Origin of the sequence: Methanosarcina hadiensis (genome assembly GCF_046529725.1) — an archaeon.
Lineage (GTDB): Archaea > Halobacteriota > Methanosarcinia > Methanosarcinales > Methanosarcinaceae > Methanosarcina > Methanosarcina hadiensis.
In genome coordinates this window covers 236,820-256,689 of record NZ_CP136241.1, presented here as the reverse complement: position 1 = coordinate 256,689, position 19,870 = coordinate 236,820, and the positions used below count along the sequence as shown (strand labels likewise).

General features: G+C 44.5%; 15 protein-coding genes and 1 rRNA gene. 6 read left to right on the top strand and 10 right to left on the bottom strand.

The window, feature by feature from the left end:
• Nucleotides 1–133: 133 nt before the first annotated feature.
• Nucleotides 134–1,608: ribosomal RNA gene (locus RSJ42_RS01130) — 16S ribosomal RNA — on the bottom strand.
• A gap of 722 nt (nt 1,609–2,330) precedes the next feature.
• Between RSJ42_RS01130 and RSJ42_RS01125 the strand changes: the two genes are divergently transcribed.
• Genes RSJ42_RS01125 through RSJ42_RS01110 form a run of 4 tightly spaced genes read left to right on the top strand, consistent with a single transcriptional unit; the run spans nt 2,331 to nt 4,133 of the window.
• Complete coding sequence (locus tag RSJ42_RS01125; protein ID WP_410508911.1) at nt 2,331–2,456, top strand: hypothetical protein; 126 nt, start codon at nt 2,331–2,333, stop codon at nt 2,454–2,456.
• Between the two features lie 6 nt (nt 2,457–2,462).
• Nucleotides 2,463–2,798, top strand: a complete 336-nt coding sequence (gene eif1A / locus RSJ42_RS01120) for a translation initiation factor eIF-1A (protein WP_410510280.1) — start codon at nt 2,463–2,465, stop codon at nt 2,796–2,798.
• A 1-nt stretch (nt 2,799) separates the two neighbouring features.
• Nucleotides 2,800–3,588 carry a serine protein kinase RIO gene (locus tag RSJ42_RS01115; protein ID WP_410508910.1) on the top strand — a complete coding sequence of 263 codons (789 nt, stop codon included), beginning with the start codon at nt 2,800–2,802 and terminating at the stop codon, nt 3,586–3,588.
• Entirely contained in the window at nt 3,585–4,133 is a 549-nt protein-coding gene (locus RSJ42_RS01110; protein ID WP_410508909.1) for a KH domain-containing protein, read from the top strand. The genes RSJ42_RS01115 and RSJ42_RS01110 overlap by 4 nt, the downstream gene beginning before the upstream one ends.
• A gap of 51 nt (nt 4,134–4,184) precedes the next feature.
• On the opposite strand, the gene RSJ42_RS01105 is transcribed toward RSJ42_RS01110, so the two are convergent.
• The 9 genes from RSJ42_RS01105 to RSJ42_RS01065 form a co-directional block, all read right to left on the bottom strand.
• Nucleotides 4,185–5,564 (bottom strand): dihydroorotase, encoded by a 1,380-nt coding sequence (locus RSJ42_RS01105; RefSeq protein WP_410508908.1) that lies wholly within the window; start codon nt 5,562–5,564, stop codon nt 4,185–4,187.
• A 242-nt stretch (nt 5,565–5,806) separates the two neighbouring features.
• Entirely contained in the window at nt 5,807–6,457 is a 651-nt protein-coding gene (gene phoU, locus RSJ42_RS01100; protein ID WP_410508907.1) for a phosphate signaling complex protein PhoU, read from the bottom strand.
• Nucleotides 6,458–6,462: 5 nt separating this feature from the next.
• On the bottom strand, nt 6,463–7,239 hold the full coding sequence (gene pstB, locus RSJ42_RS01095; RefSeq protein WP_410508906.1) for a phosphate ABC transporter ATP-binding protein PstB: 777 nt from the start codon (nt 7,237–7,239) through the stop codon (nt 6,463–6,465).
• Nucleotides 7,240–7,336: 97 nt separating this feature from the next.
• Nucleotides 7,337–8,260, bottom strand: a complete 924-nt coding sequence (gene pstA, locus RSJ42_RS01090) for a phosphate ABC transporter permease PstA (RefSeq protein WP_410508905.1) — start codon at nt 8,258–8,260, stop codon at nt 7,337–7,339.
• Between the two features lie 2 nt (nt 8,261–8,262).
• A complete protein-coding gene (pstC, locus tag RSJ42_RS01085; protein ID WP_410510279.1) occupies nt 8,263–9,153 on the bottom strand; it encodes a phosphate ABC transporter permease subunit PstC in 891 nt (296 codons plus the stop codon).
• 57 nt (nt 9,154–9,210) lie between these two features.
• Nucleotides 9,211–10,131 carry a PstS family phosphate ABC transporter substrate-binding protein gene (locus RSJ42_RS01080; protein ID WP_410508904.1) on the bottom strand — a complete coding sequence of 307 codons (921 nt, stop codon included), beginning with the start codon at nt 10,129–10,131 and terminating at the stop codon, nt 9,211–9,213.
• Nucleotides 10,132–10,612: 481 nt separating this feature from the next.
• Nucleotides 10,613–13,417 carry a DNA-directed DNA polymerase gene (locus RSJ42_RS01075; RefSeq protein ID WP_410508903.1) on the bottom strand — a complete coding sequence of 935 codons (2,805 nt, stop codon included), beginning with the start codon at nt 13,415–13,417 and terminating at the stop codon, nt 10,613–10,615.
• Nucleotides 13,418–13,523: 106 nt separating this feature from the next.
• Nucleotides 13,524–15,602 carry a putative cobaltochelatase gene (locus tag RSJ42_RS01070; RefSeq protein WP_410508902.1) on the bottom strand — a complete coding sequence of 693 codons (2,079 nt, stop codon included), beginning with the start codon at nt 15,600–15,602 and terminating at the stop codon, nt 13,524–13,526.
• 20 nt (nt 15,603–15,622) lie between these two features.
• A complete protein-coding gene (locus RSJ42_RS01065; protein WP_410508901.1) occupies nt 15,623–17,317 on the bottom strand; it encodes an S-layer protein domain-containing protein in 1,695 nt (564 codons plus the stop codon).
• 414 nt (nt 17,318–17,731) lie between these two features.
• On the opposite strand from RSJ42_RS01065, the gene RSJ42_RS01060 reads away from it, so the two are divergent.
• On the top strand, nt 17,732–18,322 hold the full coding sequence (locus RSJ42_RS01060) for a hypothetical protein (RefSeq protein ID WP_410508900.1): 591 nt from the start codon (nt 17,732–17,734) through the stop codon (nt 18,320–18,322).
• A gap of 38 nt (nt 18,323–18,360) precedes the next feature.
• Nucleotides 18,361–19,866, top strand: coding sequence for a WD40 repeat domain-containing protein (locus tag RSJ42_RS01055; RefSeq protein WP_410508899.1), 1,506 nt, complete (start codon nt 18,361–18,363; stop codon nt 19,864–19,866).
• Nucleotides 19,867–19,870: the final 4 nt, after the last annotated feature.

Genomic DNA, 19,870 nt, shown 5'->3' with positions numbered 1-19,870 from the left:
ATTTGTAAAATTTGTTATTTGGAATAACAAACTGTTATAATGGAGAAATTCATCTGGATTCAAATGAACCATTTGAATTTCTGATTTGAGGATTTGTTCGGTTTATCGGCATCCGGGTGATATTGTTATGCTTAGGAGGTGATCCAGCCGCAGATTCCCCTACGGCTACCTTGTTACGACTTAACCCCCCTTGCAAAGCACAGGTTCGAACACGGCACAGAGTCCGTGCCCTCACCCATACCTCACTCGGGTGGTTTGACGGGCGGTGTGTGCAAGGAGCAGGGACGTATTCACCGCGCTATATTGAAACGCGATTACTACGGATTCCAGCTTCACGAGGGCGAGTTACAGCCCTCGATCCGAACTACGAATGGGTTTGTGAGATTACCAGCCCCTTTCGGGGTAGGGACCCATTGTCCCATCCATTGTAGCCCGCGTGTAGCCCGGGAAATTCGGGGCATACTGACCTACCGTGGCCCGCACCTTCCTCCGATTTAACATCGGCGGTCCCCACAGAGTACCCATCGTCCCGGAGGACATGCTGGTAACAGTGGGCACGGGTCTCGCTCGTTGCCTGACTTAACAGGATGCTTCACAGTACGAACTGGCGACGGCCATGCACCTCCTCTCAGCGATTCAGGCAAGGTCTTCAGCCTGGCCTACATATTGCTGTCGTCCCCGGTGAGTTGTCCGGCGTTGAGTCCAATTAAACCGCAGGCTCCACCCGTTGTTGTGCTCCCCCGCCAATTCCTTTAAGTTTCAGCCTTGCGGCCGTACTTCCCAGGTGGCTCGCTTCACGGCTTCCCTGCGGCACCAGACACGGTCGCGCCATGCCTGACACCTAGCGAGCATCGTTTACGGCTGGGACTACCCGGGTATCTAATCCGGTTCGTGCCCCCAGCTTTCGTCCCTCACCGTCGAACCCGTTCTGGTAAGACGCCTTCGCCACAGGTGGTCCCACAGGGATTACAAGATTTCACTCCTACCCCTGTAGTACCTCTTACCTCTCCCGGTTCCAAGTCTGGCAGTATCCCCCGATAGCCTAATAGTTGAGCTATCAGATTTCCCGGAGGACTGACCAAACCGGCTACGGACCCTTTAGACCCAATAATCACGATCACCACTCGGGCCGCCGGTGTTACCGCGGCGGCTGGCACCGGTCTTGCCCGGCCCTTGCTAACAGGTGTATTTTACACACCTGGACAGCCAGCATATGATGCTGACACTCGGTGTCCCCTTATCACGGTTTCCCGCATTGTAAAGTTTTCGCGCCTGCTGCGCCCCGTAGGGCCTGGATTCATGTCTCAGAATCCATCTCCGGGCTCTTGCTCTCACAACCCGTACCCGTCGCTGGCTAGTAGGTACATTACACCCACTACTACCTGATAGGCCGCAGACCCATCCTTGGGCGGACGAATCCATTTGACGCATAAAGCATTCCAGCACATATGCGTTATCCGGAATTATCCCCAGTTTCCCGGGGTTATGCCGGTCCAAAGGGCAGGTTATCCACGTGTTACTGAGCAGTACGCCATGTATTGCTACATATGACTCGCATGGCTTAGGCGAACACCGATAGCAGTAACCTCTGGCAGGATCAACCAGAATTGTTAATGTATCGCACACTTCAAAATAAAGGTCTTGGTCGCAGAAACTTGCACTAACAACTATCAATTCAGTTAATAGTCCGTTTCGCGATAATTGTTTAGAAACAACTATCACCCGGAATTAACCGAACCGACAAATCCTCGTCAGACAGAAAACAACTTCTGTCTCCATTTTTAATGATTAGTAATTCTGCATTTATGATGCAGGAAGTTAGAGTTACGCACTCATAGTATTTAAAGGTATTGACTCCCTGTTGAGCAGAGAGGACCTTCACCAGATCACTATGAGAAAAAACTGCCTAGCATGTATAGAACCATACTAGATCAGGAATATATATGTATGCATCCATAGTATTTAAAGATATCTATTTCGCCTTTTCAAGAACGAAATTTCAAACCAATTAACTATGAAAAAACCAACCAGCACAAAGAAACTCATGCTGAGACTGGAAACACATATACATCAGTTTTAGTATATAAAGCTTATCATTCAGAGAATTTTGTAAAGAAAAGCAACATAACAGACGATTATATCTTGCTTTTTAATTCCTGAACTTCCACTCCGGAATCGATAATTCGAGAGCGGTGCACGCTTGTCTTGCGTGTGAGACATACAAAGGCACATCCATTATATATACCTATCGCTCCATGGACTACTTAGAAAAAAATAATAATAAGAAGTGCTTAAAGGATAGCAGAAAAGCGCAGCATTAAAATAACAGCATGAAGTTGAAAGCTGCACGACGAATAACCTTAAAACCCGGAGAAAGAGATATAGGGATATTTAAGGTTATAAAAATAAAAAATGAAATAATAATTACAAAAATAATAATTACAAAATACATATAACGAGGTATCACACTGGCAGACTTAAAGAAACCTACATCAAAAGCAGCTCCCAGTACAGAGGAAACGGTAACAAGAGTACGCACTCCACGCAGGGAAAATAATGAGATCCTGGCAACCGTTGAAAGCCTCCTTGGAGCAAACAGGCTCAGGCTCCGCTGTATGGATGGAGTTGTCCGCATGGGAAGAATTCCGGGCTCGATGAAGAAAAAGACATGGATTAGAGAAGGAGATGTCGTTATCGCCGTGCCATGGGAATTCCAGAATGAAAAGGCAGACGTAATATGGAAATACACAAGGCCACAGGTAGACTGGCTTGAAAGGAAAGGATACCTGAAAGGATAATATGAGCAGGGATCTGGACGAAAAAGTAAAGCGTATAGATAGCGCTAAAGACAAAGCACGGGCAAGAGAAAAAGACTCTGACCGTCTGAAAGTAGAAGAAAACGTATTTGATGTCCCTACCCTTAAAATCCTTTATACCCTTTCCAATAAAGGCATCATAAAATCAATGGGAGGAGCCATCAGTACCGGAAAGGAAGCCAATGTCTTCTATGCAGAAGGCGAGGAAAAAGAACTGGCAATAAAGATATACAGGATGGCCAGCAGCACTTTCAAGGCAATGGATGGCTATATTATGAAAGATCCTCGCTTCACGAACATCCGAAATAACAGGCGAGATATTATTTTTGCATGGACGCGTAAGGAATTGCAAAACCTGAAGCGTGCAAAGAGCGCAGGAGTACGGGTGCCTGAACCGATTATTGCTGAGAAAAATATTCTTATCATGGAGTTCATGGGAAAAGAAAAGACACCCTATCCTCTGTTGAAGAATATGCCTCTGGAGGACGATGAGGTGAATAAAGTATACAACCGAATCGTCGAATACATGCGCCTTCTCTATAAAGAAGCAAACCTTGTTCATGCTGACCTGAGTGAATACAATATTCTCATTGACCCGGCAGATACGAGCCCTATCTTTATTGATATGGGACAGTCCGTAACCCTGGAACATCCTAACGCCAGAGAGTTTCTCTACAGAGACGTGCTAAACATACTCAGGTTCTTCGGCCGCTATGGGATCACGGATAAACCTGAAGAACTGCTTTCAAAAATACAGGCGGAAACACCATGACTCAGTATGTCAAAATCCCCAAAGAAAGAATCGGAGTAATTATTGGTCCGAAAGGAGAAACAAAGAAGTTCATCGAAGACAAAACCGCATGCCAGCTTGAAATCGATAGTGACAGCGGAAAAGTCGATGTTACCTGCGAGGGAGATCCATTAAAAGAATTCAGGATTCTTGAAGCCCTCAAAGCCATAGGAAGAGGTTTCAGTCCGGAAAAAGCCTTTGAGATCCTTGACGACGAGATGCTGATGCTTGAAGTAATTGACCTTTCAGATGTCGCCAACACTCCAAAAGAGCTCCAGCGCGTAAAAGGCAGGATTATAGGAAGAAACGGACGGACCAGAGAGCTTGCTGAAACTCTTATAAACGTCAAGATTTCAGTTTACGGAAAAACCGTATCCATACTTGGCTACCCTGAACAGAACACCATAATCCGTACAGCCATAAAGATGTTGCTCGACGGAGCCACTCACGGCGCAGTCTACAAATTCCTCGAAAAGAAGCACCAGGAACTGTTGCGCTCACAGCTTGACTCAATTGACTTATACTAAAAATAAATTAAAAAAGAAAGTTCCGGAACCTTAATCTGATCCGGTCTCCTCTCAGTCTTCTTCATCTTCTTCTAACCTTTTCCCGCTTCCTTCAAGGAATTTGCCCCTTCCAGGCTTTGCATTAATGGATTCTTCCATCCATATTACCTCGCCTCTTGACAGAGTATACTCAGGGAAGACCGCATCCATGCCTTCGAAAGGTGTCCAGCCAGCCTTGCTGTGCAGCATATCAGCCTGTATGGGTCGAAGGTTCCTGGGATCCACAATCATAAGGTCAGCATCGAACCCGACCTCAAGTCTTCCTTTACCCAGGCAGTCCAGCCCGAAAGCCTTTGCAGGGTTCCAGCTTGTAACCATTATCATCTGTGCAAGAGGCAGGATATTTTTCCTGACCGCCGCAAGCATAAGAGGCATAAGAGTCTCAACTCCGGGAACTCCCGACGGGGCAGCCCTGATATCAACATCTTTTTCAGATTCCAGGTGCGGAGCATGGTCAGAAGCTACCATATCAATAGTCCCGTCATTCAGCCCGTTTACAAGTGCTTTGATGCTGTGGCTTCCCCTCAGAGGTGGGTTCATTTTGCCAAAGGACCTGAGCCTTTCCCAGTCCCTTGTTGAAAGGAACAGATGATGAGGAGTGACCTCACATGTAAAAAGGGTTGCTTTATTTTCTCTCTTAGCAAGATACTTTTCTTTCCGGATCATGCCCACAGCTTCAAGCGTGCTCAGATGACAGAAATGTGCCTTTACTTCGAGCCTGGAGATAAGCTCAAGAGCACTCTGGACAGCCGATGCCTCACATGCATTCGGGCGCACCTTTGAATGGTAATCACAGGAAACCTCCCCTTTCAGCAGCTGCTCCAGTTCAAGACGCATCTTTTCATCCTCAGCATGGATAGTTGCAAGGGCTCCAAGCCTTTTGATCTCAGCCAGAGCTTCTTCAAAATCTTCCTCATCGATGTTAAGCCCGCCAGTAGACTCAGCCATGAAAATTTCCCCAAAAGCAGTAACACCCAGCTTCCAGAGTTCTTTGAGCCTTTCGATATTTCCTGTTACTCCGCCGTTGATACCGAAATCTACAATGGATTTCTTCTGGGCGAGCTCAAGCTTCTGTTCAAAAGAGCGTCTGTCAGTCGTAGGAGGTATGGTGTTAGGCTGATCAATAACAGTAGCAATGCCCCCGGCAGCTGCAGAACATGAGCCTGTGTACCAGTTCTCTTTCAGGGCCATGCCCGGTTCCCTGAAATGAACATGAACGTCAATTCCGGCAGGCAGGGTAAGTGCTCCTCCTGCATCAATTACCATATCCGAACTTGAGATACGGAAGTCTTTTCCGATTTTTGTAATCTTGCCGTTCTCAATAATGATTTCGGCAGTCTGAAGAGAGTTATTATAGTAAATTCTTGTATTCTTGATGTGAATATCAGGCATGGGCGTCTATATGCTTAAAACGTACTTAAAGCATATACATGGGTTGAATTTAAGAATAAGGAACGAGAAGGAAGTCGAAACAGCATAAAAGAAATGACTTCCAAAGTTTTAAAGTAATGGTTTTAAACTAATGATCAGAGCAGAGTAAGAACCAGGCATAGGATAAACAGAACACAAAAAGAAAAAGGAAAAAAGGGGAAGAAATGGGAAAAAAGTCCAAAAAAAGAGAAGAAAAACCTTTTTCAATTTAGCTTGATGCGTTCAGCGGTTGCAAGATAAACAACGCTTTCACAAACATTACAGCAGTGATCTGCAATCCTTTCAATATAACGGATCAGGAAAAGCAAATATGTGGCTTTGGAAATAATGCTCGTGTCTTTTGCCATCATTTCTATCAACTCAACCCACACAGAATAGAAGAGCTTATCGACTTCTTCATCCCGGGCTGCTGCTGCTCTCGCAAGTTCGACATCCTGGGCCTCAAAAGCCTTGAGGGAATTCTCAAGCATATCTGCTGCAATATCTGCCATCTTTTTGGTATCTATAAGTGGCTTTATATGACCGCCTTCAAATTTTCCAGGGATTTTGGCAATATTAATTGAAAGCCCCACTATTCTTTTCAGGTCTGCTGAAATCTTAAGTGCAGACACGACAAGCCGGAGATCGCTTGCCATGGGTTGCTGAAGTGCAAGCAGGTCAAAAACAGAGACCTCAATCTTTTCCTCGAGTCTGTTTACTTCAGGCTCAAGGGCAAGAGTCCTTCTGGCAAGCTCCACATTAAGGTCTATAACTGCCTCCATTGAGTCACAAAAGATCAGTTCGGACATTTCCCCAAGGGAGAGTACGGACTTTTTAAGCAGGTCCAGCTGCTGAAGGTATCGTTCTCGGACCATTTTTATCACCCGAACCTGCCAGTAATGTAATCCTCAGTGCTCTTTTCCTTCGGGCTGTGGAAGATCTGTCTTGTCTGACCGAACTCAATCAGTTCTCCCATAAAGAAAAACCCTGTATAATCCGATATCCTGGCTGCCTGTTGCATATTATGAGTTACGATTACTATTGTATAATCCTTTTTAAGATTCATGATGAGATCTTCAATCCTTGAAGTGGAGATCGGATCAAGAGCGCTGGTAGGTTCATCAAAGAGAATGATCCTCGGTTTTACTGCCAGGGTCCTGGCAATACAAAGCCTTTGCTGTTGCCCCCCGCTAAGAGAAAGAGCTGGAGATTTGAGCCTGTCCGAGGTTTCTTCAAATAGAGCAGCCGAACGAAGGGCATTCTCAACAACTCCGTCAATATCCTTTTTATTCACTCCATGGATACGGGGCCCATATGCCACATTCTCAAAAATTGACATTGGGAAAGGGTTGGGTTTCTGGAAGACCATGCCAACCTGCTTTCTGAGCTCAACAACATCGATATCTGATCCGTAGATATCCTCATTTTCGATTAACACTTTACCTTCGATCCTGCAGTTTTTGACAAGATCGTTCATCCTGTTTAAGCATCGGATAAAGGTAGACTTGCCACAGCCTGAAGGGCCTATAAGAGCAGTTACACTATTTCGAGGAATCTTGAGAGATATGTCCTTAAGAGCCTGCTTTTCCCCGTACCACAAATTAAGGTTTTCTACTTTTATATGAGGCTGAGCTATGTTTTGAGTGATTTCAGTCATTTATTGACTCCAATTATTATGTGAATCTGGTAATTTTAGAGATTCTTTACTTGAATGGATTCATGGATTCCAAACTGAGATTTTATTCAAAATTTAATCAAATTTTCAGTTTTTGCCTGTAATGCCTGCGGATCATGACCGCTACAATATTTAGCCCCAGCACAATTGCCAGAAGAACAAGAGCTGTCCCGTACTGGAGGGGCCGGGTCTGGATAACATTTGTCCCTGAGGTAGCAAGCACGAAGAGGTGGTATGGAAGAGCCATAAACTGGGAATAAACCGAGTCAGGCAGCCTTGGAAGGAAATAGGCGGCACCGGTTAGAAGAATAGGAGCAGTTTCCCCTGCAACTCTTCCGATACTCAGGATTATTCCTGTAACAATTCCCGGAATAGCCGCAGGAAGCACAACATGCCTTATAGTCTGCCATTTGCTGATCCCGAGTGCAAGTGAGGATTCACGATATTCATTAGGAACTGCGATCAGCGCTTCCTGAGTGGAACGTATAATTACCGGAATAATAAGAAGGGAAAGAGTGAGGCAAGCCGATAGTAAAGAAGAGCCGAGCCCGAAATACTTAACAAAAAGTGCCAGCCCGAAAAGCCCGAATACTACGGAAGGGGTTCCTGCAAGGTTGTTGATTGCCATTTCTATGAACCAGGTAGTACGGTTTTCTCCTGCGTACTCGTTCAGATAAATGGCAGCCATAATCCCCAGAGGAAGAGCTGCAGCCATTGACCCTATGATAAGATAAACAGTACCCACGATTGCCGGGTAGATTCCACCCTGGGTCATTCTCATGCGGGGCATTTCAGTAAGAAACTCAAGGCTGATTGCACTGTAGCCGTTGTAAATAATATAAGCAAGGATAATTACCACAAAACCTGCTACCGTCATTGCTGAAAGGGTGAGCAGGGTAAAGGCGATTTTTTCACTTGTTCTTGCGTTTAATCCTATATTCAATCCACCCTGCAACCGAATAGATTTATGATTGCTTTCATTTACTTTTGAATCAAATTCCACTTTCAGTCCACCTTAAACCTGTATCGTTTTTTGATTGAATCCGCAATCAGGTTAACCAGGAAAGTTATTATGAAAAGGACAGACCCTACTGCAAATAAGGCATGGAAATGAGCACTTCCCTGGGGAACTTCACCCATCTCAAGTGCGATTGTGGCAGTCATCGTCCTTACAGGATCGAAAATACCTCCCGGAAAAGAGGGAATTACTGCTGTGTTCCCTGTTACCATCATTAGAGTCATGGTTTCTCCTATAGCCCTCCCTATGCCCAGCATTACTGCGGCTGAAATTCCGGAAAGAGCTGCAGGGACTATAACCCTGTATATGGTCTGCCATCTCGTAGCTCCAAGAGCAAGAGAGCCCTGCTTGATAGTGCTGGGGACCGAACTTATGGCATCCTCAGAAATGGTGATTATCGTAGGAAGAGCCATGATTCCAAGCATAATGGAACCTGTAAGGGCGGTTTGCCCGGTAGGCAGATTAAAGAAATCTTTTACAAACGGAACAACGATAACAAGCCCGAAGAACCCGAATACGACAGAAGGAATCCCGGCAAGGATCTCTATAAAGGGTTTCAGGGCATCTGCAACCTTTGGGGGTGCGATTTCAGAGATGTAAATGGCAGAAGCAATTCCCAGAGGCACTGCAAAAATAATTGCTCCGGCAGTAACAATAAGAGAGCCGAAGAAGAGAGGCAATAACCCGAACTGCCTGTTCACGGATGTTGGGTACCAGAACTTCCCGGTGAGGAAGTCCAGAAGGGACGTGTCTTTAAAAAGAAGCAAACTGTCCCTGAACAAAAAAAGGCATATAAGGAAAAGGATAACGACAGTAAGGGCACTTACTGAGAAGAGAACGGATTCGATTGTCTTTTCCTTATAGTTCCTGTTAAACATGTTTTTCCCTTGAGCAACTTTTTGCGTCACTTATGTTTCATTTATTCTTTATCGTCATTACCTTTCTACAGGGAAGTATCCTACTTCACTGACCAGGCTCTGCCCTGTCTCGCTCAGTACAAAATCGGTGAATTCCTTCGTGAGACCTGATGGTTCGCCGTTAGTATAGAAGTAGAGAGCTCTGGAAAGAGGATATGCGCCGCTCAGGATGTTTTCAGAGGTTGGGGCTTCGGAGCCATTTCCGGCATCCAGGTTTAAGGCTTTTACACTGTCATCAAGGTATGCAACACCAATATACCCGATTGCATTGGGGTTCTGGGAAACTTCTCCCACAATCCCGCCTGTTGCAGGCTGGGTAAGTGCATCAGGCCGGTATTCGTCTCCCTGCAATACTTCTTCTTTGAAGTATTCGTAAGTGCCTGAGCTGCTGTCCCTGGAGATCACAACAATCTTCAGATCCTCGCCGCCAACATCTTTCCAGTTGCTTATGGTCCCATTATAGATGCCGCGAAGCTGGTCAAAGGTAAGTTCGGAAACAGGGTTCTCGGGGTTCACAACGACTGAAATGCCGTCGTAAGCAATGGTTGTCTCAACAGGGTTGATGCCGTTTGCCTGAGCAGTTTCTATTTCTTCAGCTTTAATTTCCCTTGAGGCTGTAGCAATATTCACCTCACCGTCAATGAGAGCTGTAATTCCAACACCGGACCCGCCACCGGTAACGGTTATACTTTTATCAGAGTTTTCAAGCATGAATTCTTCAGCTTCAGCCTGGGCAAGCGGGAGGACAGTGTCTGAACCTTTCAGGGTAATGCTCTGTGACCCGGCGGCAGAAGTCCTGGTTTCAGGAGCTGCATCGGAAGAGGCTTCCCCAGCCTGAGAGCTTTCACCATTTTCATTTCCGGTACATCCGATTCCCAGAAATACGAGTCCAAGCACCAGTAACGTGAGGACGGTATATGTTTTTAAATTATTAACCATGTTACACATACTCCATTAAATAAATAATAATAAACTAACAATTTACAGTTAACAGTATCATTTTCAGGATAGAAGATAATAAAATGAGAGAAATATATAAGGATTCGCCATATATAATATGAAGAGGTATATACAAAAGAGAAATCCTTAGGAAACAAAATAACTATATAGTAAGTATATAAAGCATATAATAATTAACCAGAATCTTCAAAACTGATAAGCGAGACGCTAAAAAGGGAAAAAAGCGCTTAAACAAAAGAATATTTTTAGCAATCAAATATAGGGAAAATTGTTTTTACGGAAAGGAGTAATTATCCTGGTTTAACTCCAGGCAGGTCCATTCGGATTTAATCCTGAGCAGGCAGATTTAATCCTGAGCAGGACCAGGCTGCCGGAAAGGAAAAAACAGGAATATAAAGGGCATCCTTGAAATAACGCAAATCGGTTTTCGGGAAAAACCAGCTAGCCGGAGCTAATAATATTAAAAGTCAAAAAGGGAACGCTGCTCAGCACGCCCGTTTTCCTGGCACGGGACTTTTTCTTCCTGTGCAATTCCTAGGGCCTTTCTTTGAGAGTAAACCTTTTGTTTTTCCTGTTTTTTTACTTCTGGTTTTTTAGCTTCAAAATCGAAGAGCCCTTTTTGTTTCGAGTCAAAGTCAAGGGACGAAACATTGACCCCGAAAACTTCCAGTATGCGTTCAACGGGAGGAAGGATCTGTTTCTTAACATAATAATCAACATCTATAGGCACATTATGTTCCCTTACGTAATCAGGGTCTTCGGCGCGGTCTACAAAGAGGCCTTTCCCTGCAACGATAACAAAGGGAATCCTTGTCCCTATCGTAGGCATGACTCCTGTCCGTTTTTTAAGGTTTTCCGCAACTGTCAGGTGAGGTTGCTTGTTTTTATAGCTGTCAGTCTTCCGGGTAAGTGTCCTGGTAAGGATAAGTTTTTCGACAATTTCGGTATCTTTTCGGGGGTCAAGATTCCTGACATCACTGACCACTTTACGGACGTGTTCAACAGCCCGGTCAACGTTACCCTCTACGAGCACGAGTTTAAGAACTTCATTAAGAGTAATTGATGTCAGTTCGCACCAGTCCCTGCGCACGGTTTCCATGCCTTTGACTTTGATTTTGTCTTCCCATCCGGAATTTTTGGGTTCAAAAAGCCAGAGCGCATATCGTTTTTTTGCAATGAGCACCGCGCGTTTTGCAATAGCCTCAAACTCAAGTTCCATAGGGTCTGGAAGAGAAGCCGAAACAATTTTTGAAATCCGATCCCCTATAAGGCTGATCTCTTCAAGGGAAAGGCCTCCTTTTGACCTGCAGTGCACAAAAACACTATCAGTATCCCCATAAGCAACTGAGAGTTCAATGATTCTATCCTGAGAAGAAATTTCTCCTGCTTCTTCAAGAAGTAAAGCTGTCGAATCCCTGAGTATGATTTTTCCTATTCTATTGTTAATGAGGTCACGAGTATTGAGAATATTATTTCTTCCAAAACTGGTTACTGCGTTTGCAAGCGTCAGGCTGTAAAGCCTCGCCCTGGCATATCCCGAATAGCCATAAAAACTGTTCAGCAGGATTTTTATAGCGAGCTGGGTAGCATCAAGTACGCGGTATTCGTTTTCGTCCGAGGCCTTTCTCATCCTCTTCTTTGTTTCTCCCCTCTTATTAAGAAGGTCTTCAAGAATGGAAGGCACAATTCCCCTGAAAACTTCCGGAGGCACGAATTCTCCACCTGAAGGAGGCTTTATAGTATCCCCATCAGGACGGTCTCTGGTTACAACAGTTGTGTAACACAGGTTGTGAGCCATCATAATTGTCGGATAAAGGGACTTATAGTCAAGGATCAGCACGTTTTCCAGAAGCCCTTTTTTCGGCTCAAGCACTTCCCCGCCTTTCAGATCAGAACTCATATCGTACCTTTCTGCAGACAGTTCGTCCCCTGGTTTTGGAAGAATTACCCTTTCTCTTAACCCGAATTCCCTGAGAAGAAGGGTTTCAACCATGGAAGTCTGGCCCCCGTCAACAATCTCCTGAAGAAGGCTCCCGCTTACCTGGGCAAGGGCAATATACTTGTCAAGAAGCCTCAATTGATGGACAAGCTCAAGTGCAAGCTCGGCATCCCTGCGTGCATAATCAACGAATTTAATGAACTTCTCTCCGGAGTCATTCCAGTGCTCTTCCATTTCCAGCGGAGGGACATCAAGTTTCTCACGGTTCAGAAGCTCTTTTGAAACGGCTCTCAGCGTATATTGCTTCAGGCTGAAAGCTCTCCTTACAAGCGGGAGGGCGTCCACAACCACCCTTCCTTTAAACTCTGTCCGCGTAATGAGCCCGAACCTTCTATAGCCTATATGGCTTCCGTCCCTGCCGACAACAGGACTGATTGACTCACCTTTTGCGCTCAGGGCTTTGACCCTGTCAGTTATGTAAGGAATATCGAAGTCCTGGTGGTTATATCCTGCAACAATATCTGGGTCGTACTCGCAGAAGATTTCGAAAAAGCGGTTTAACATTTCAGTTTCGTCTTTACAGGGCCAGACATCCCCGTTCATACCATCAGCAGGTTTTGCCAGCAGGATAAGGGTTTTATGTCCTTTATACTCAGGCTCGAAAGAGAAACTGATCATGATTATGGGAGAGACATCCGGAGAAGGCATTCCACCGTCAAGGGGAAGACACTCAATATCAAAAGAAAGGTACCTCAGAGGAGCAATGGCCAGGTTTTCAACTCTTCTTAGCTCAGAGCCGAGGATTGAAGTATCACATGCGAATTTCTCGCAACGGGAGTTGCCCCCGGAACCCGCCTTCAAATACCTGACAGGATCAACCGTTTTTCCTTCTGCGGAAATCCAGACCATGCCTCCAAGGTCCCTGTCAATTAAAAAGCGGTTTCGGAAAAGGATATCACTTTCATAAACCTGCCAGTAGCCTTCGGCTTTTACAACATCCTGGACTTTCAGAATTTCGTCCCTTATCTCAGGCACATCCCTCGGCAGGTTAGTAGTAATCCTGAGCATCTCTGTTTTTTCTTTTTGGTAGCCTACAGGCTCGAATTTTTCAACAATCTCGACTTTTTTGACCTGCTCAAAAGTATCTTTGATAATTCTTGCTACAGCGTGTAGGTCTCCTGAGGCCTTGAGATAAAAGTAAGGCTCAAAATCCGGGACAAAGCAGCATACACTTTTTCCGTCGGCTCCCCTGCCAAAGAGGCGGATAACAGGGCTACTGTCAACGATTTCGTAATCTGCATCCAAGATCTGAAAATCCATAGGCATGGTTTAAAGCTTAAGGTAGACATATAGCTTTTGTTGTATTTTTGGGAAATGAAGCCCTATATTGAAAAAGCCTGCCAGACACGAAAAATAGCCAGCCCTGGAAAACTCAAACCGAAAAAGCGCCTGAAGGTGACACAAGGTCAAATGGAGCTGAAGCTCTAACAGCATTAACTATAGAATCTGCTTTTAAATTCTCAAGAGTCAGGTAAGTGGCTCCAAGAGCTGTAGAGATTTGCTGTGCAAGTCCGAACTTTATCATACTGCTTTCCGTGTCAATCACGGCAGACTGTATGCCTTCTTCCTTTAGCATGGAAGCGACTGCAGTTATCTCCTGAAGAGGAGACTCTCCGTTCATGCTTACATTTGCCCTGCCGTCAGAAATCAAAACCATGAAAGGACATGTATCAGGATCACGCCGGAGTTCTGTTTTTATGACCTCATACCCTTTAACAAGCCCCCTGGATAGAGGAGTCTTTCCGCCCGTAGGCATTTCTTGAAGATATTTTTGAGCCAGTTCGATGCTGGACGTCGGAGGTAGCAGCACTTCTGCACTATTTCCTTTAAATGCAATAAGTCCGACTTTGTCCCGTTTCTGATACGCGTCCATAAGCATCGAAAGAACCGCACCTTTGGAAGCAACCATTCTCTGCCTGGCTCCCATAGAACCGCTGGCATCCACCACAAAAAGAACAAGATTACCGATCTTTTTCTCCCTGACCTTTTTTCTGAAATCAGATTTGTGAATTATTACGGAGTTCCCGTTCTTTTCACGTGTGAGCTGATAGGGGGCAGCTGCCCTCAGAGTAGCATCAAATGCAAGATCCGTAGTTTTTTCGTGAGGAATTGTACTTTTTATATATCTGCCCTGTTTGGAGCTTGTAAAGGTTTTACTGCGCCTTCCTGACCCTTTCCGGTCAGCCCTCAGGAACTCTGGCGTCAATTGCTTTACCTGATAGCTTTCCCCAGTAGAAAAAATAGTTTCTGAGGAAGCGTCAGGCTGTCCCTCAGTTTGATTCTGTTTGTTTTCCGACTGATACTCTTCAGGATGCTCGTGAGTTTTTTCAGTGTTTTCTTTACGTTCCTGTTTCTGTGGTTCCTGTTTATTTTGATCTCTATTTTGCGCTTTCTCTTTATTTTTCTCTTTCTGTTTCTCCCTGTGATTTTCAATACTCTCGTCAAGTTTATCCTGCTTATCGGAATGTGAATCAAAAGGTTTCCTGCGCATTCGGTGAGAGAGCACAAGCTCTGCAGCTTCTTTCACGTCTTCTTCACGGACATCTGTTCTGCCATTAAAAGTTGCAAGGGTTATCGAGGCTTTCATCATTGTTATGTCCGCCCTGTGCCCGTCAACCCCCATATCAACACAGATCTGACTGATCAGCTCAAGCATATCATCGGAAATCCTGACTTCGGAAAGCAACTGTTTCGCATTGAGAATCTGTCCGCATAACTCAGTTTCGGCAGCCTGCCAGTTTGATGCAAAAGTTTCAGGATCCGCCTCGTAACTGAGCCTGTATTTTATAAGCTCAACTCTTCTCGACACGTCACTGATACCTTTTACATCCACGCATAAACCAAAGCGGTCCAGCAACTGAGGCCTCAATTCTCCTTCTTCCGGGTTCATGGTGCCTACGAGCACAAAATTCGCAGGATGGGAATAAGAGATTCCTTCACGCTCGATGGTATTTACTCCCATTGCAGCAGAGTCAAGGAGCACATCTACGAGATGGTCATCAAGGAGGTTGATCTCGTCCACGTATAGAATGCCCCTGTGCGCCATCGCAAGCACTCCAGGCTCGAAACGTTTTTCCCCTTTCCTGATGGCATGTTCGATATCAAGAGTCCCGACAACCCTATCTTCAGTGGCACTTACCGGCAGGTCCACAACCTTCATTTTTATCCGGGAAACCCTCAGGCTCTCGTCTTTTAGCTTTTCAAGGCATTCTTCACATAATTTGTTTCTGTTTTCAGGATTGCATTTGAATTTACAGCCTTCAACTACTTCTATTTCGGGCAGGAGGTTGGCAAGAGCCCGCACTGCAGTTGATTTGGCAGTTCCTTTTTCCCCCCTGACAAGAACTCCGCCCAGTTTAGGGTTGATGAGGTTTAAGATCAGGGCTTTTTTCATTCTTTCCTGCCCGACTATGGCAGTAAAGGGATAGACAGCAGTGTTGTGTTTTCTCATGGTTTTACCTCAGTGGGTTTTCAGGCTCCTGTCAGGTATTCTTCAATGCTCATAGCAGGTATGGACCAGCCTGAAACGGAAGGAAGGATAGACTCAACAGTTTCCACTTTATTCATGTAAGGGTAAAAGGTGACTGAACGCTTCCCAGAAGTCGTTTTTTCAAACATGCCGATCCAGATATCTTCCGTTACATTGATATCCGAACCGGACCAGACAGCATGCTTATTTTCAAGCCTGAGTTTCGGATAAGTCTCAACAACGGTAAGCTCTCCATATCTCTTTCCATAATTCAGTTCAAGCGGGCTGTCAGAAAAATGCAGGAGATGTTTCAGGTTAACAGCAGAGAGTTCTTTGCCCTGAATGACGCTGTCAACATATACGGAAAAGAGGGGGACCTCAACACCATTTAATTCTTTTTTGTAGAGGAAGGTGTGAGTGCCCAGATCTGCCGATTTACCCGGAGAGATTATACTTGAATAAACAGGAAGGTTGTTCCTGGAAAGAGTAAGGCATGCATTATCTGAATCCAGATCCGTGACTTTCAGGGTATATCCTTCTTTCAGGTCATATTCTTCATCAGGATAGAGAATCCTGTCATCTTCTTCCAGAAGGATATTTACAATCCCTTTATCGGCCCCCAGATGCGCATATTCTTTACCGTTCCAGCCTAGCACGGAATATCCCTGATTGAACCACTCAACTTCGTAATCCATCATTTCAGGATTCTCATATGCTACCTTAACAGGCACGGATTCATAAACTAGGTTCCCTTCGGAGATCCAATCATTTTCCGCATCAAGAGACATCTCAAGTCTTTCAGTACTGAGGTCGTATTCAGAGTCATAAAAAAGCATGCCAAAAGAGTCTGCTGTCCAGATGCAGGAATCAGGAGAGGAGTCAGAACGGTTTACAGTTAAGGATGTCCCCCTGATCTTGTATGATTTTATGGTATCTGCTGTCATGTTGTAAGAACACGCCCGATACACATTATCAGCAACTCTGAGATCAATAAGGTCGTCGAGAATGGTTATATGGTCTTCAGGCTGCATCCTTATAGGTGCGCTGTTTTTCAACTCGATGCTTTTGTTCGTAACTGCAGTGACTTCAAACCTGCCGTATTCGTCTCCCTTTTCGATCTTAATGGGCGTATCCGAATAATGGTTTACACTTTTAAGGCGCACAATGGGATCCTTGCTGTCGAGGACCTTTTCCAGAGTACCTTCAAGCATCACATATTCCGTGCCATCGACCTCTGTAGTGAAGTTAAATTTCGAGCCTTCTTCTACGGTTTTGTTAGTAATGGATATGGAATTTTTTTGAAAGTCAAGCAGGGCGTAGTTCCCATTCACACCCTCAAGAACCAGTTTACGGCCGTTTCCCAGATCAAAATCATTTCCCCGCTGAAGATCCCTGCTGCCTGAACTGATAAGGCTTTCAGTGATTAGCCCGTCCTCAAGAACCTTATATTTCTTCCCGAAAAAAGCAGTTGAACCGGAAGTAACTTTACAGGTATATATTGCATCTCCAGTCTCAATAAACCCGTCTTCCGAAAAGGTAAGTTCCAGAGACTCGTAATACGTTCCGGAAGTAGTTGAATAATAAAAACCCGGGCAGTTTTCTGCATTGAGAATATGGTGATCTCCTGCTGAAATATTCAGTATCTGACCCCGCTGTTCAATAGCACCTTCCGCAGGAATGGTAATAAATAAAACCATTAGTAAGAAAAAAATTGTATGCATGAGTCGCAAAATATAGTGATTATTTTGAATATTGTACATAACAATGGCAACATTAGTATTACTAAATAATCTTTTCGTTTTTTTGAAGCTTTCAAGAAAACAAATGAATGCAAAAAAGAGCTGAAAAAATAAAGCGATTTTTGGACTTCATCATTCCACACTCATAATTCTATTTAGATAGAAGCCATTAAGCATTGAAAATATGAAAAAAATAAGCTGGAAAGTAAAATAGCTCAATTTTGACCAGATCTAAGATTCATTTATCTACAAATATATTTTTTAAAATTAGTTCTAATAAGTAGCCATAATTTTAATAAAAGTATGATTATATTTGTAAAATTTCAGATAATTTAGAAATATTTATTAACCGGGAGATTAAGAACATTTTTTATGTCGCCTGGAAAAAAAACTGTACTGATATTCATATTCCTGCTCTTCGCAGTTATGGCGCTATTGTATTTTCAAACAGCTTCGACTGAAAAGATAATTTACGAGGAAACTTTTGAGGACATCTCCGGGATTGGAGGAGACTTCCTCAGATGCGAAAACAGCGCACTCTATCTGGACACTCAAGACTCTGCACAGACCGGAGAAGGAGTATGGAACAAAAATTTAAGTCTGCATCCCGGAAAGATCTCCTGGAGATGGAATGGGCAGGATACGGATAACTTCAGCCTCTGGTTAAAGGTCTCGTTCAGTGACCATAAATCCATTTACTATGTTGCAGCAGGGAGCAGAAATCCGCAGTCTGAAGGCGAATTTTACCGTGATGAAGAAAACAGGCGGCGTTTTTCCCCATCTACTATAATCTCCGGAATCCCGATGGGTCCGGTTGAAAGAGATCTAGCTGCGGATTATACCAGATACTGCGGCCCTGCTGAAAATATCAGGGTTGTAAAAGTGAGTGCAGGGCTCGGGGACAACAGCACCGAGCACATGAACCTTTTGAGCATATCAGGCCTGAAAGTCTATAGTCAATAATGAAATCAAAAGAGCCTGAGAATCAGAGAGGACTTAAAATGAAAAAGAGGATTATTTCACCGGCATTTACACTTACAATTATTTTTTTAATTTGCTCAGGATGCGTATCTTCCGAAATAATATCTTCCGATAATATATCATCGGATGAAGGCGATGAAAACACAGTAGAAAACTCAAGCAGCGAGTCTAATCATGGAAATGAGATATCCTATGAAAAGTCTTCACCCTACCTTTATTGGGAATATGAGCTTGGAGACACAAATCCTGAAAACATAAGTGAAGGACGTTCGAACGCTCATGACTGCATAAGTTACAGTCCAGACGGAAAATATGTAGCTGTGGGGACAGGAAAAGAGCTTGCAGTTCTTGATGTGGCCGGTAAAAGCGTGTCCTGGAAAAAGGGCCTCAAAGGGAATATTTCAGGCCTCTCTTTTTCAAAAGATGGAAAATACATGCTTGCAGGGGAAAGGAGTTCTGACGGTTATATATATTCCTTTGATGCCAGCACGGGAGACGAGATAAGCAGCTACAGGACTGCAGATGACCTGGGAACCAGCACGGAATTAAGAAACCAGCCCTGTGTATACAAAATAACAACTGCTGATGACTCTGTGTATGTTGCAGCAGGAAGATACTGGAAAGATTCCGGATATAAACTGGCTTCAAGGGTTTACAGGTTCGGCCCTGATGGCACTCTTTCCTGGAAACTCCCGGAAATGGGGAATTGTCCTTTGAGTATAAACTGGATTGATTCAAGCCGGGATGGAAAAAATATCGTTTTTTCAACAGGGGACTGGACAAATTCTCTTGAAACCAGTGCTGTTATTTACTCAGTGGATGAAAGCGGAAAAACGCGCTGGAAATACGAAATCCTGCCTCTAAGGCCTTATTTTGTTTCTGCAGCTGTCTGGCACGGGCTTGATGTTTCAGACGACGGCTCCATGGTAACTGCCTATACAGGAGACGGAAGGAAATACCTGTTTTACGACTCAAGGATAAAAGAGCCCGGAGATAGGAAATCCGAATGGTATTCTGAAAAATACCAGTCCAATGTGACAGCTCCGGAAGAGCTTGAAGGGAGTGTCATCTATGCTTATGGGGAAAATGCAAAAATCGCATCGGAAAATGAAATACTCTACCTTACCGGAGCTACACTTCCTGCATATTACCCCGGAAATGTCCCTATGGCACATCCCCTTGATAACTCACTCGTATCCTGTGATGCGGAAACAGGAGAAACTTCCTGGACCTACAGCCTCGGAGGGCGCTGTTCAGGAATTTTTTTCTCTCCTGACCTGAAGTTCTTTGTCCTGCCAGTTGGAAAAGACACATCATCAGGCAATACCCATGCCCACGGAATCCATGTATTCGATTCCCAGAAATCAGGAAATGGGAACTCAAAGCTTCTCTGGACTTTCAATACAGAAGGAGTCGTTGTGAATGCTGCAGTCTCTTCGGACTGTACAGTAGCTGCAGTTGAAGTCCCTCTGAAGCTCGAAAATGGGGATGTAATCGGAAAGCACAGGCTAATAATTGTCAGGTGAGAGT